10 protein-coding genes are annotated in these 14,216 nt (G+C 69.3%); all 10 read left to right on the forward strand.

Features of this window, described 5'->3' with window-relative positions; genetic code table 11:
• Positions 1 to 5 precede the first annotated feature (5 nt).
• The 10 genes from ACP690_RS10565 to ACP690_RS10610 all read left to right on the forward strand — a co-directional run bounded on the left by ACP690_RS10565 (position 6) and on the right by ACP690_RS10610 (position 14,173).
• On the forward strand, positions 6 to 953 hold the full coding sequence (locus ACP690_RS10565) for a D-alanine--D-alanine ligase (RefSeq protein WP_426261141.1): 948 nt from the start codon (positions 6 to 8) through the stop codon (positions 951 to 953).
• Positions 950 to 1,918 carry a cell division protein FtsQ/DivIB gene (locus tag ACP690_RS10570; RefSeq protein ID WP_426261140.1) on the forward strand — a complete coding sequence of 323 codons (969 nt, stop codon included), beginning with the start codon at positions 950 to 952 and terminating at the stop codon, positions 1,916 to 1,918. Before ACP690_RS10565 ends, ACP690_RS10570 begins: the two co-directional genes overlap by 4 nt.
• Positions 1,918 to 3,180 (forward strand): cell division protein FtsA, encoded by a 1,263-nt coding sequence (gene ftsA, locus ACP690_RS10575; protein WP_426255268.1) that lies wholly within the window; start codon positions 1,918 to 1,920, stop codon positions 3,178 to 3,180. The genes ACP690_RS10570 and ftsA overlap by 1 nt, the downstream gene beginning before the upstream one ends.
• 113 nt (positions 3,181 to 3,293) lie before the next feature.
• Positions 3,294 to 4,820: a cell division protein FtsZ gene (gene ftsZ, locus ACP690_RS10580; protein WP_183949534.1), complete on the forward strand. Its 1,527-nt coding sequence runs from the start codon at positions 3,294 to 3,296 to the stop codon at positions 4,818 to 4,820.
• Between the two features lie 549 nt (positions 4,821 to 5,369).
• On the forward strand, positions 5,370 to 7,418 hold the full coding sequence (locus tag ACP690_RS10585) for an SPOR domain-containing protein (RefSeq protein ID WP_426261139.1): 2,049 nt from the start codon (positions 5,370 to 5,372) through the stop codon (positions 7,416 to 7,418).
• Between the two features lie 10 nt (positions 7,419 to 7,428).
• Positions 7,429 to 8,595: a deoxyguanosinetriphosphate triphosphohydrolase gene (locus ACP690_RS10590; protein ID WP_426261138.1), complete on the forward strand. Its 1,167-nt coding sequence runs from the start codon at positions 7,429 to 7,431 to the stop codon at positions 8,593 to 8,595.
• Between the two features lie 196 nt (positions 8,596 to 8,791).
• A complete protein-coding gene (locus tag ACP690_RS10595; protein WP_426261137.1) occupies positions 8,792 to 10,306 on the forward strand; it encodes a DUF1800 domain-containing protein in 1,515 nt (504 codons plus the stop codon).
• A 4-nt stretch (positions 10,307 to 10,310) separates the two neighbouring features.
• On the forward strand, positions 10,311 to 11,459 hold the full coding sequence (locus ACP690_RS10600; RefSeq protein WP_426255272.1) for a DUF1501 domain-containing protein: 1,149 nt from the start codon (positions 10,311 to 10,313) through the stop codon (positions 11,457 to 11,459).
• A gap of 267 nt (positions 11,460 to 11,726) precedes the next feature.
• Positions 11,727 to 13,454, forward strand: a complete 1,728-nt coding sequence (gene argS, locus ACP690_RS10605) for an arginine--tRNA ligase (RefSeq protein ID WP_426261136.1) — start codon at positions 11,727 to 11,729, stop codon at positions 13,452 to 13,454.
• Complete coding sequence (locus tag ACP690_RS10610) at positions 13,454 to 14,173, forward strand: SPOR domain-containing protein (protein WP_426261135.1); 720 nt, start codon at positions 13,454 to 13,456, stop codon at positions 14,171 to 14,173. Before argS ends, ACP690_RS10610 begins: the two co-directional genes overlap by 1 nt.
• Positions 14,174 to 14,216 lie beyond the last annotated feature (43 nt).

Genomic DNA, 14,216 nt, shown 5'->3' on the forward strand with positions numbered 1-14,216 from the left:
AATTGATGCACATCGCGGTCCTCATGGGCGGCTGGTCTGCCGAACGCCCCGTATCGCTCCTGTCGGGCAACGGTTGCGCCGATGCGCTCGAGGCGAACGGCCACCGCGTCACCCGCATCGACATGGGCCGCGACGTCGCTGCGCGCCTTGCCGCGGCGCAGCCCGATCTCGTCTTCAACGCGCTGCACGGGTCGCCGGGCGAAGACGGCAGCGTGCAGGGCATGCTCGACCTGATGGGCATCCCCTATACCCATTCGGGCCTTGCCACGTCGGTCATCGCGATCGACAAGGTGCTGACCAAGCAGGTGCTCGTCCCCGCCGGCATCCCCATGCCGGGCGGCCGGATCGTCAAGTCCGCCGACGTCCACGAGCGCGATCCGTTGCAGCGCCCTTACGTCCTCAAACCCATCAACGAAGGCTCGTCGGTCGGCGTCGCGATCGTCACCGATGACGGCAATTACGGCAATCCGATCGGCCGCGACGTGGCGGGACCTTGGGCCGAGTTCGACGAACTGCTCGCCGAACCCTATGTCCGCGGCCGCGAGCTGACGACCGCGGTGCTGGGCGACCGCGCGCTGGGCGTCACCGAATTGAAGCCCAAGACCGGCTGGTACGATTTCGACGCCAAATACACTGATGGCCTGACCGAACACGTCTGCCCTGCCGACATCCCCGACGAGATCGCCGACGCCTGCAAGCGGCTCGCACTCGAGGCGCATCGCCTTTTGGGGTGCAAGGGCGCCAGCCGCTCCGACTTTCGCTGGGACGACGAGCGCGGCGTCGACGGCCTGTTCCTGCTCGAGGTCAACACGCAGCCCGGCATGACGCCCTTGAGCCTCGTTCCCGAACAGGCGCGCCACATCGGCATGAGCTACGAACAGCTCGTCCAGGCGATCGTCGACGAGGCGCTCGCCGACGCCAAGGCGCGTCAGGCCAAGGATGGCGCGGGATGAGCCGCACGATCAAGCGCGGCCCGCCGCCCAAGCGCCCCGCTGCCCGGCGCAAGCAGCCCGTCCGCAAGCTCGGGCTGTTCGAGCGTGCGATCGCCGCGCTGCCGGTCAGCGAGGAGACGATCCGCAAGGCGGCGACGTGGACGATCACCGGCGGCGGCATCGCCGTGGCGCTCGCCGCGCTGACCTGGATCGGCATCCCCGGCATCATCGGCACCGCCATTGCCGAAGGCGCGGGGCAGGCGGGCTTTCGCGTCGAGCAGATCGAGGTCACCGGCCTCAAGCGCATGGACCGGATGAGCGTCTATGCCGTCGCGCTCGACCAGCAGAGCCGTGCGATGCCGCTCGTCGATCTGGAGGCGGTGCGCCAGAAGCTGCTGCGCTACGGCTGGATCGCCGACGCGCACGTCTCGCGCCGGCTGCCCGACACGCTGCTGATCGACATCGTCGAACGCAGCCCCGCCGCGGTGTGGCAGGACAATGGCCAACTGACGCTGATCGACAAGGACGGCGTGCTGCTGGAACCGGTGAAGCCGGATGCGATCCCCGATTTGCCGCTGGTCATCGGCCCGGGCGCGGACCGGCAGGAGGCAGGCTATCAGGCGCTGCTCGCCACGGCTCCCGCGCTCAAGCCCCGCGTCAAGGCGGCGACCTGGATCGGCAACCGCCGCTGGGACCTGACCTTCGACAGCGGCGAGACGCTGGCGCTGCCCGAAGACGGCGCGCCCGCAGCGTTGCTCAAATTCGCCGAGCTCGACGGCGCGCGGCCTCTTTTGGGGCGCGGCTGGATGCGGTTCGACATGCGCGATCCGAGCAAGCTCGTCGCGCGCAAGCCCGGCGCCAGCATGGCGCATGACGTGCCCGATCCCAGTGAGATCGCGGCGCCGGCGGGTACACAGACCGATACCGGTGCGGGAAACACCGGCGATCGACACGCGGCAGACGCGCACACGGGGGCCGAGGGATAATGGCGAAAGCAGCACCGGAAGGACTCATCACCGCGCTCGACATCGGCTCGTCCAAGGTGTCGGCGATGATCGCGCAAAAGGGCGACGGCGGCGAATTGATCGTGCTCGGCACCGGCCAGCGCGAAAGCCGCGGCGTCAAGCGCGGCTATATCGCCGACATGGGCGCCACCGAAGCCGCGGTGCGCGAGGCGGTGGAGCAGGCCGAACGCATCGCCGGCATCAATATCGAGAACGTCTGGGTCGGCTTCTCCGCCGGCGGCCTCGTCAGCGACGTCGCTGAGGTCGAGTTCGAACTGGGCGGCCATCGCGTCGAACAGCAGGATATCGACGCCTTGCTCGCGGCGGGGCGCAATTCGATCGATCCGCAGGGGCGGATGGTGCTGCACGCGCAGCCCGCGCTGTACACGCTCGACGGCCTCACCGGCGTGAAGAAGCCGCTGGGGCTCCACGCCGATCGCCTCGGCGTCCACATCCACGTCGTCGCCGCGGACGGGTCGCCGGTGCGCAACCTCGATCTGTGCGTCCGCTCGGCGCATCTGGAAGTGAAGTCGATCATCGCCGCGCCGGTCGCGACAGGCCTTGCCTGCCTCAGTGACGAAGAGCGCGAGCTGGGCGTTGCGCTGGTCGAAATGGGGGCGGGGATCACCAACGTGTCGCTGTTCGCCGGCGGCATGCTGGTCGGCCTGTGCTCGATCCCGATGGGTGGGCAGGACATCACCGACGATATCGCCAGCGCCTTCGGCACTCGCCGCGCGCAGGCGGAGCGGATGAAGTGCTTCCACGGTTCGGCCAATGCCTCCCCGCGTGACAATCACGAGATGATCCCGGTGATGCCGATCGCCGCCGAAGATGATGTCCACGGCGGCATGCAGATCACCAAGGCGCAGCTGATCGGCGTCGTCCGCCAGCGGCTGGAGCATCAGATGGACGAGATCCGCAAGTCGCTCGCCCAGCTGAAATTTGAAGGGCCCGTGGGGCGGCAGGTCGTGCTGACCGGCGGCGGTGCGGAGCTGAAGGGCATCGCCGATTATGCGCAGCAGGCGCTCGGCCGCTCGGTGCGTATCGGCCGGCCGCGCGGGCTGACCGCGCTGCCGGAGGCGCATGGCGGGCCGGCGTTCGCGACGCTGGCGGGCCTTGCCTTCTATGCGGCGTCGGATCCGATTGATCTGCGCGGGGTGGCACCCCAGCAAACCACCGTTCATCGCCAGCGTGGCATGGGCATGGTCCGCAAGCTGATTCAGGCGGCGCGGGCAAATTATTAAGCGCCGATGACCTTTCGCGCGGATTTCCTATGGAAGAGCGTGAATCGTTGAGGCAAAAGGTTAATCAGGGTCCCGGCGCGCAATTCCGGACAGGGGCGGAGAAAGTTTAGGCCATGAGCATCGAATTCATCACTCCCGAGGTCGACGAACTGACCCCCCGTATCGCCGTGATCGGCGTGGGCGGCGCGGGTGGCAACGCCATCGCCAACATGATGCGTGCCGACGTGCAGGGCGTCGACTTCCTGGTCGCGAACACCGACGCGCAGGCGCTGAAGTCGTCGATCGCGCCGCAGCGCATCCAGCTGGGTGCGAAGATCACGCAAGGGTTGGGCGCCGGCTCGCGGCCGGAAATCGGCCGTGCCGCGGCGGAAGAGACGATCGACGATCTCGCCAAGCGTCTGGAAGGCGCGCACATGTGCTTCATCGCCGCCGGCATGGGCGGCGGGACCGGCACCGGCGCCGCGCCCGTCATCGCCAAGGCCGCGCGCGACATGGGCATCCTGACCGTCGGCGTCGTCACGAAGCCGTTCAGCTTCGAAGGCAACCGTCGCGCCAAGAGCGCCGATGGCGGCATCGAGGAACTGCAGAAGTATGTCGATACGCTGATCGTCATCCCCAACCAGAACCTCTTCCTGATCGCCAACGCGAACACGACCTTCAAGGAAGCGTTCGAGATGGCGGACGAGGTGCTGCAGCAGGGTGTGCGCGGCATCACCGACCTCATGGTCATGCCCGGCCTGATCAACCTCGACTTCGCCGACGTCCGCAGCGTGATGCAGGAAATGGGCAAGGCGATGATGGGCACCGGCGAAGCGTCCGGCGACAACCGCGCGCTCGAGGCGGCGCAAAAGGCGATCGCCAATCCGCTCCTCGACGGCGTGTCGATGCAGGGTGCCAAGGGCGTCATCATCTCGATCACCGGCGGCGACGACATGCGCCTGCTCGAAGTCGACGAGGCGGCGAACCACATTCGCGATCTGGTCGATCCCGACGCGAACATCATCTGGGGCTCGGCGTTCAACCCGGAACTCGAAGGCCGCATCCGCGTGTCGGTCGTCGCGACCGGCATCGATTCGGACGCCAAGCCCGGCCTCGCCGCCCCCGCGGCCGAACCGACCAAGTCGTTCAGCTTCGGCATGGGCCGCAAGACCGACGACAGCACCTCCTTCCGTCCCAGCGCGACCACGTCGGCGCCGGTGAGCGCGCCGGAACCCGCGCCGGCCCCGGCTGCCGCGCCGTCGCCGTCGGTGTCGTTCACCGCGCCGACGGCCGCCCAGCCGGCCCCGCAGGCCGCGCCGCTCGATCTCCAGCCGACGCAGGCGGTACAGCCCTCCGCGCCTGCCGCCGCGGACGACGAACTGGTACTGGGCGCCGAAACGATGGTCCCGCCGACGCCCAAGACCTATGGCGAAGAGCCTGCCGCGCCGGCTCAGGCCCCCGCCGGCCGCCGCTCGTGGATCGCGCCCGGCAGCGACGCGGCCCCCGCGGACGCTGCCCCGCAGCCGCGCGTGAAGTTGGGCGGCACGCTGTTCGAACGCATGTCGAACGCCGCCCGCGGCCCGGCGCGCGACGACAGCGACGGCGATTCGAAGGAACCGCTCGACCTGCCGCGCTTCCTGCACCGCCAGAACAACCAGTAATTGGATCGGGGCGACCGCTCGCCCCATCCAACCCGTCACCCCGGAGCAAGTCCGGGGTGACGTGGTACTTGGGGCAAGCCGCGCCGGTTCCCAAACTGACGGTTCGCAGGGCTTCCGACCCGCTCCATCAATCATGCACGCCACCGGCAGATGAAGTAAGGGCATCGTCCGGACTGCCACGTCCTAAGGCCCTGTAACCGATTGGCGCGTACCGCTCGCCCCTTTCCTCCGTCACCCCGGACTTGTTCCGGGGTCCACCGGGCCGCAAGGGCAACGCTGGAGCCTCCAGCCATCCCTCGCCGCACAGTGGACCCCGGACCAAGTCCGGGGTGACGTGGTGCTTGAGGCAAACGTCATGGCCTCCCGACCGGCTATGCGTGCGCCCCAGGCAATGCCGGTCCCAAGCGCGCGCCTTCCACACCCCCGCCACCGCGTCCCATTCCGAACCACCCAACCCGCATTCGTCGCCGGCGCGTCTCGCTTCACCGCGCCGCCGGGCGCCGGACATTGCCGGTTCAGCCGGTTCCGGCTTTAGCGTGATGGTATCTCATGCGTGTCATCGTCCCCGCTTTGTTGGCGTCCGCGGCCCTGCTGCTGGCATCCGTCCCGGCCGCATCCCCGGCGCAGGAGGTCGTGCAACCGCTGCCCGGCACCACCGACGCGGATCGGCTCGCCGAGCAGATGCGGGCGCTCGCCGCCAATCCCCGCGATCTGAACGCGCTGGTCGCCGCGGCAGACCTGTCGCTGTCGCTGGGCGACCTCAGCGGCGCGGCGTCGCTGTATGCGCGCGCCGAAAAGGTCTCGCCGAACGATCCCCGCATCAAGGCGGGCGAGGGCGCGATTCTGGTCCGGTCGGAACGGCCCGGCGAGGCGTTGCGCTATTTCGCGCAGGCCGAGGCGGCGGGATATGACGTGCGCCGTTATGCCGGCGATCGCGGCCTCGCCTACGATCTGATCGGCCAGCCGGAGCGGGCGCAGCGCGATTATCGGCTGGCGATGCAGGCCGGCGCGAATGACGAGGTCATCCAGCGTTACGCTTTGTCGCTCGGCATCGTCGGCCAGCGGGACGCGGCCTTACAGCTGCTCGATCCCCTGGTCCGCAAGCAGGATCGCAGCGCATGGCGGACGCGCGCCTTCGTCCTGGCGATGACCGGCGACCAGCCCGGCGCGGAAAAGATCGTCACGACGATGCTGCCGCAGGGCATGGCGCAGGGGCTGCTGCCCTTCTTCCAGCGCCTCCCGGCCCTGTCGCCTGCCGATCGCGCCTTCGCCGTCCATTTCGGTGAGGTCCACGCCTCGCCTGAACGGATCGCCGACGCCCGCCTCGCGCACGTCCTGCCGCAGCTGGCGCCCGAACGGCCGCCGGTGGCACTGGCCGCGGTCCAGACGCCGGCGCGTCCCACCGGTCGCGAAGCGCGTCGCGGCCGGATTACGCGCGAGACGAAGCAGCCGACGGTCGCGCTGGCGGCCAACACGCCGCCCGTCGCCACGCCCGCCGGCGCTCCGTCCTATCAAGCGGTGACCGCGGCCCTGGCGCGCGTTCAGCCGGTGCCCGCGGCCACCAGTCCCGCCCCCGTCACGCAGGCGAGTACGACGGCGATGGTGCAGCCCTTGCCGTCGCGCGCGCCCGCCGCGCCGGTGGCGACCCCAACCACCGCCTCCGCTGCCAATGTCGCGATCGCCAGCGCGATCACGCGCCCAGTGGTCACGCCCGCACCGGCTACGGCGAACCCGGCGGCCGCCACCGTCACGCCGCAACAGCCCGTCGTTACGGCGACGGCGGCGGTCGCGCCGACGCCGGTGACGGCCAATCCCGCGATCGCGACGGCGACGCCTACCCGGTCAGCCGCCGTCGGCACGACGGTGGCATCCACGCCAGCGACCGCGGTTGTGCAGCCGCTCCCTGCGCCCCGCCCGGCCGAGGTCGCGACCGCGACACCCATCGTGTCCGTACCCCCGGCCAAGCCCGACAGCGATTCGGTGCTCGCGCGCATCGTCGCCAGCCTGTCGATCCCTGCGTCCGAATTGGGCGTGACCGAGCCGGTCCGCGCCACGCCCGCTCCCGCCACCGCCGACGACACCGCCGCCCGCGTGCTCGCCGAGGCGAAGGCCAAGGAGGAACGCGACGCCGCCGCCAAAAAGGCGCTCGCGCTGAAGGCCGCCGCCGACAAGCGCGCGGCCGACCGCAAGGCGCTGGCCGACAAGAAGGCGCTCGCCGCGAAGAAGCTCGCCGACGAAAAGGCCGCCGCCGCCAAGAAGGAAGCCGCCGAGAAGAAGCTGGCCGAAGCGAAGGAAGCCGCCGAGGCGAAGAAGCTCGCCCGCGCCAATCCGTCGCGCATCTGGGTGCAGGTGGCGGGCGGCGCGAACGAGGACGATCTGCCCAAGGCCTGGGCGGCGGCCAAGGCCAAGGCACCCGCGCTCGCCGGCAAGAGCGGCTGGAAGACGCCGCTGCGCGCCACTAACCGCGTGCTGACCGGCCCGTTCAAGACTGATGCGGAGGCGCGCAGCTTCGTCAACCAGCTGACCAAGCAGGGGATCGGCGCCTTTACCTTCACCAGCGACGCGGGACAGGTGGTGGAGCGGCTGTCGGCGAAGTAAGGCCGGCGGCATGACCGCCATCGCCCCCTGGGCTTCTCATCCCGCCGCCAGCCGTGGCCGCCTCCATCCCGAAGGGGAGGGGACGGCGCGCGGTCCCCGCGACGATTTCCAGCGCGACCGCGACCGCATCATCCATTCGATCAGCTTCCGCCGCCTGCGCCACAAGACGCAGGTGTTCATGGCCCCCGACGGCGACCATTTCCGCGTACGCCTGACGCACAGCCTGGAGGTCGCGCAGATCGGCCGCACGATCGCGCGCGTGCTGGGCCTCAACGAGGATCTGACCGAGGCGCTATGCCTCGCACATGACATCGGCCACCCGCCCTTCGGCCATGCCGGTGAGGATGCGCTGAAGGCGGCGCTCGCCGATGCGGGCGGCTTCGACCACAACGGCCACACCCTGCGCACGCTGACGCATATCGAACGGCCCTATCCGCGCTTCGACGGCCTCAACCTGACGTGGGAGATGCTGGAGGGGCTGGCCAAGCACAATGGCCCTGTCCGCCATCCCGGTTGGGCGCTGCGTGAGGCGGACGACGCCTTCCCGCTCGACCTGACCAGCCACGCCAGCTTGGAAGCGCAGGTCGCCGCGATCGCCGACGATATCGCCTACGACAACCACGACATCGACGACGGCCTGCGCGCCGGGCTGCTGACGCTCGACCAGCTGCTCGCGGTGCCGATCGTCGCGCGCGGCTGGGATGCGGCGCGTGCGCGCTTCCCCGACATCGCGCCGCGCCGGCTGGCGCATGAGCTGGTGCGCAGCCAGATCGGTACGATGGTCAACGACCTGATCAAGGAGACGCGCCGGCGCATCGGCGCGTCGGGCGTCGCCACTGTCGACGACGTGCGCGCGGCGGGCCAGGCGCTATGCGGCTTTTCGCCCGCGATGCGCGAGCAGGAGCGCGATCTCAAACGCTTCATGTACGCCAATCTCTATCACCACCCGCGCCAGCTCGCGGCGGCGGATGCCGCGCATGGCATCGTCCGCGGCCTGTTCGCTGCCTATCGCGACGATCCGGCGACGATGAGCCCCGAATGGGCCGCCGACGTGCCGGCGGAAGAGCCCGCCCGCAGCCGCCACATCGCCGACTTCATCGCCGGCATGACCGACCGCTACGCCATCGCGCGCTACCGCGAACTGGTCGGCGACATCGACCTGCCCGAAGGGTTCTGAGGCGCAGGCCAGACGCCCCATCACTCATTTAGACCCGTCATCCCAGCGCAGGCTGGGATCTCCCGGTGACGGCACGATGCAAGAGCCGCGAAAGACCCCAGCCTGCACTGGTGTGACGTCCTATTGCCCGTCCCACCGGCATACTTCTGCGACAAACCTCGGTTATGCCCACTCTTACGAGGTGGAGTGAGTCGTGATGTCGGACGCTGCCGTAGCGATGAACCGGTTCGGCCTGGGGGCCACACGTGGCCAGGAGCCGCCCGGCAATCCCAAACGCTGGCTGCTCGAACAGATCGACGCCTATCAGCCCGCCACGCCCGTGCTGGCCGCTGCCCCGACCAGCGCCGCGGTGGCGGAGGATATCGCCGCTTATCAAGCCGAACAGCGGGCGATCCGCCAAGCCGCGATGGCCAAGCAGGGCGCTCCCGCTCCGGCGGCAGTCGTGACACCGCCACCCGCACCCGCGATGACGCCGCTGACCGCCAACATGGCGGCCACCGTCATGGCACCCCCATCGCCCGCGCAGGAAAAACGCAGCGCGCAGCAGGTCGCGCGACAGGATGCCCGGCGGCTCGCGCAGGACGATTACACCAACCTCGTCGGCCTGCGCACCACGTCGGCGCTCACCACGCCGACGCCGTTCGCCGAACGACTGGTGCATTTCTGGTCGAACCATTTCGCCACCTCCGCCGACAAGCTTGAATTGATCGGCCTTGCCGGCACGCTGGAGAATGAGGCGATCCGCCCGCACGTCATGGGTCGCTTCGCCGACATGCTGTTCGCCGTCGAGCGGCATCCGGCGATGCTGATCTACCTCGATCAGGCGGTATCGATCGGTCCCGACAGCCCGCTTGGGCTGCGCGCCAAGGGCCGCCGCCGTTCCGGCCTCAACGAAAACCTCGCGCGCGAGATCATGGAGCTACACACGCTCGGCGTGCGCACCGGCTATACCCAGGCGGACGTGACCGAATTCGCGCGCGCGATGACCGGCTGGACGGTCGGCGGGATCGGCGGCGGCCCGGCGGCGCGCTTCGTCGCCGATCGGCCGGTGGGCAGCTTCGCCTTCGTGCCCCAGGTGCATCAACCGGGCGCGCGGACGATCATGGGCAAGGCGTACGGGCAGGACGGCGAGGCGCAGGCCTCCGCGGTCCTGACCGATTTGTCGGTGCATCCCGCGACCGCACGCCATATCGCGACCAAGCTCGCCCGCCATTTCGCCGGTGATAATCCGCCCCCCGCGATGGTCGCGCGGCTGGAAAAAGCGTTCCTGTCATCGCGCGGCGATCTGCCCACGGTTTATCGCGCACTGATCGCTTCGCCAGAAGCCTGGTCCGCGACGCCCGCGAAGTTCAAGACACCGTGGGAATGGAGCGTCTCCAGCTATCGCGCGCTCGGGGTCACGGAGGTGCCGGCGAAGGCGATGCAGGGCCTGCTCGACCAATTGGGCCAGCCCATGTGGAAGCCGGGTCAGCCGATCGGTTACGACGACACCGCCGCCAGCTGGGCGGCCCCCGACGCGGTGCTGCGCCGGGTGGAGGCGGCACAGCGTTTCGCCTCCAAGGCGCCGCCCTCGATCGACGCCCGCGCGCTGGCGCCGCAGCTGTTTCCCGCCGCGCTGTCGCCGATGACCGCCCAGGCGCTGTCCCGTGCCGAAAGCCCGACTCAGGCTCTCGCGCTGCTGCTCGTCTCGCCCGAAATGATGCGGAGGTAATCCCATGGACCGTCGTGCCTTCCTCGCCCGCAGCGGCCTCGGCCTGCTCGGCACCTTCGCCCCCCGCATCGCCTTCGCAAAAGCGGCAACGGCCAAGCGCTTCGTCTTCATCATCCAGCGCGGCGCCGCTGATGGCCTGGGCACGATCGGCGCGGTCGGCGATCCGGCCTTCGTCGGCGCGCGTGGCGATCTCGCCGCCGATGTCGCCAACGGTACGAAGCTCGACGCGATGTTCGCGCTGCACCCGGCGATGACGACCGCGGCGGCGCTGTACGGCAAGGGGCAGGCGCTGTTCGCCCACGCCGTCGCCTCGCCCTACCGCGATCGGTCGCATTTCGACGGGCAGAACGTGTTGGAGACGGGCGGCATCGGCGCCTACCAGCTGAAGGACGGCTGGATGAACCGGTTGCTCGGGATCGTGCCGACCGACGATGCCAAGGCGATCGCCGTCGCCGCCACCGTGCCGATGGCGCTGCGCGGCGCGCGCGAAGTGGCCAGCTACGCGCCCTCGTCGCTGCCCGATGCGTCCGGTGACCTGATGGCGCGGGTGACGCAGCTCTATCGCGGCGACGACCAGCTCCACCGCCTGTGGGGCGAGGCGATGCAGACGCGCGCGCTGACCGACGATCTGGCCAAGGACAATGGCCGCAACGCCGCCGCCACCGGCGCACTCGCCGCGCGGCTGCTCGCCCCCGCGAATGGTGCGCGGATCGCGACGATCGAAACCGGCGGCTGGGACACGCACGCCGGCCAGCGCGGTCGGCTGGCGCAGCAATTGAAGGGGCTCGATGCGATGCTCTCCGCACTCCAGACGGGGCTCGGTCCGGTGTGGGATGACACGTTGGTCCTCGTCGCGACCGAATTCGGCCGTACCGTCGCGGTCAACGGCACCGGCGGCACCGATCACGGCACGGGCACCGCCACGATGCTGTTCGGCGGCGCGGTAAAGGGCGGCCGCGTGCTCGCTGACTGGCCCGGCCTCGCCACCGCCAACCTGTACGAAGCGCGCGACCTGAAACCGACCACGCAGCTCGACGCGCTGATCGGCGGCGCGGTGGCGGACCATTTTGCCGTCGATCCCTCCCGCGCGATGACCGCGCTCTTCCCGGCAAGCCAGCGCACCGCGGCGATCGGCGGATTGCTGCGCGTTTGATCGAGTGTGGGAGGGTGTGTGGCGTAACCCGCTGAGTACGAAGTTTAATCGAGCGGCTCTGTCCTGCAGGGCAAGTTTCTGCTTCATCGCCCACGCCGTTACCCGAGCGCAGGCTATGGTCTCACACGGCTCGTTCTCACTGTCTCGCAACCGCAAACGATAACCCCGGATCGTTTCGCCCAAGGTGTTCATGTTGTCTATGTCCGGGCGATTTGAACCCACCCCCGTCTTGCGGTAGAGCGCGGCGCTTTCGCCGAACGGACGCTCATGACGCTTTACACCCGCTTTGCCGCGCATGTCGCCGCGGCCCTCGATACCCTGGTCGCCGCGGGCACGTTGCCCGCCGATCTCGACCGCCGCAACGTGACGGTCGAGCCGCCGCGCGACGTGACGCATGGCGACCTCGCGACCAACGCCGCGATGGTGCTCGCTAAGCCCGCAAAGACCAACCCCCGTGCGCTCGCCGAAGCGCTGGCGACCGAACTTGGTACGCTGGACGAAGTGGCCGAAGCGACCGTCGCAGGCCCCGGCTTCATCAACCTGCGCCTGACCGACGCGGCGTGGCGCGATGAACTGACCCAGATCGCGGCGACGGGCGACGATTACGGCCGCTCGACCAGCGGCAAGGGCGTGCGCGTCAACGTCGAATATGTCTCGGCCAACCCGACTGGCCCGATGCACATGGGCCATTGCCGCGGCGCGGTGGTCGGCGATGCGCTCGCCAGCCTGCTGGAATTCGCCGGGCACGATGTGATCCGCGAATATTACGTCAACGACGCCGGCGGCCAGGTCGACGTGCTCGCCCGCTCGGCGCACCTGCGCTACCGCGAGGCGCTGGGCGAAGACGTCGGCGCGATCCCCGAAGGCCTCTATCCGGGCGACTATCTGGTCCCGGTCGGCAAGGCGCTCGCCGACGAATTTGGCGACCGCTATGCGTCGGCGCCGGAAGGCGAATGGCTCGCGCTGTTCCGCACCCGCGCGGTCGCGGCGATGCTCGTCATGATCAAGGACGATCTCGCCCTCCTCGGCATCCACCACGACCTGTTCTCGTCGGAGGCGGAATTGCAGGCGGCGGGCAAGCCCGAAGCCGCAGAAGCATGGCTGCGCGATCACGACCTGGTTTACGACGGCGTGCTCGAAGCCCCCAAGGGCGAAACGCCCGAGGATTGGGAGCCGGTCGAGCTGCCGCTGTTCCGCTCGACGCAATTCGGCGACGATCAGGACCGCCCGATCAAGAAGTCGAACGGCCAGTGGACGTACTTCGGCGCCGACCTCGCCTATCATTTTCAGAAGAGCCAGTCGGCCGACCAGCTGATCGACATTTGGGGCGCCGACCATGCCGGCACCGTCAAGCGCATCCAGGCCGCCGTCGCCGCGCTGACCGAAGGCAAGACGCGCTTCGACGTCAAGCTCGTCCAGATGGTGCGGCTCCTGCGCGGCGGCGAGCCGGTGAAGATGTCGAAGCGCGCGGGCAATTTCGTGACTCTCGCCGATGTCGTGCGCGAAGTCGGCAAGGACGTCGTCCGCTTCACGATGCTGACCCGCCGGTCAGACGCGCAGATGGACTTCGATTTCGCCAAGGTGGTCGAGGCGTCGAAGGACAATCCGGTCTTCTACGTCCAATATGCCCACGCCCGCGTCGCCTCGCTCCATCGCCGCGCCGAGGAAGCGGGGATCGCGGCCGAGGGTGCCGACCTGTCCCGGCTTGATACGGAAGAGCTGGCGCTGGTGAAGCTGGCGGCGCAATTCCCGCGTATCGTGGAAACCGCCGCGACGGCACGCGAGCCGCACAGAATTGCGTTTTATCTGTATGACTTAGCTGCTTCGTTCCATGCCCTGTGGAACGTCGGCAACGACCGTCCGGAGCGGCGTTTCCTGGTGGTCGAGGATCATGATGCCACGCGTGCGCGTCTCGCCTTGGCGAGCGCCATCGCACAGATTATTCGTAATGGCCTCAGCATCATGGGTGTTGTCGCGGTTTCGGAGATGAAGTGATGACGGACGGTCTGGACCTGCGGGACGAGGAGCGGCTGCCCTGGCTCGAAACGGTCGAGCCGGACGAGGAGCGCGGCGCGCCGATCGGCAAGGTGCTCGCATTGGTCGTACTGGGCCTGGCCGTACTCGCCGCGATCATCTTCGGCATCTACAAGCTTCAGAACCGCGCCACCCCCGACGGCGATCTGATCGCCGCACAGGAGGGTGATTATAAGGTCAAGCCCGACGATCCCGGCGGCCTGAAGGTGAAGGGCGAGGGCAATGCCGCCATCGCGACCAGCGCCGGCAAGGCGGGCAACGGCTCGATCGACTTGAGCGCGGTGCCGGAGAAGCCGATCGACGGCCATCGCGTCGCGCCGACCGCCAAGCCCAGCGGCGCGGGCGGTGCCAATGCGGTGGCGCAGGTGCCGGCCTCGGGCGGTCGCCTTGTCGCGGCACAGCCGGTGAGCGCGCAGCGTAGCGCGGCGGCGGGCCCGGCGGCCAGCGGCTCGCTGGTCCAGCTCGGGGCCTATCCCAGCGAGGCGGCGGCGAACACGGCATGGACGGGCTTTTCGAAGCGGTTCAGCTATCTCGCGCCGCTCGGCAAGTCGGTCCAGTCGGTCGCGATCGGCGGCCGCACGCTGTACCGCCTGCGCGTCAACGCGGGCAGCGCCAACCAGGCGGCGGACATCTGCGGCCGTCTGCGCGTCGCCGGCGAAAGCTGCTTCGTCGCCAGCTGAGGCGTTATGCGGTGGCGCGGCGCTCGCATATTGGCGGCGTCCG

Origin of the sequence: Sphingomonas sp. DC4900, from assembly GCF_049896485.1 — a bacterium.
GTDB classification, from domain to species: domain Bacteria; phylum Pseudomonadota; class Alphaproteobacteria; order Sphingomonadales; family Sphingomonadaceae; genus Sphingomonas; species Sphingomonas aquatilis.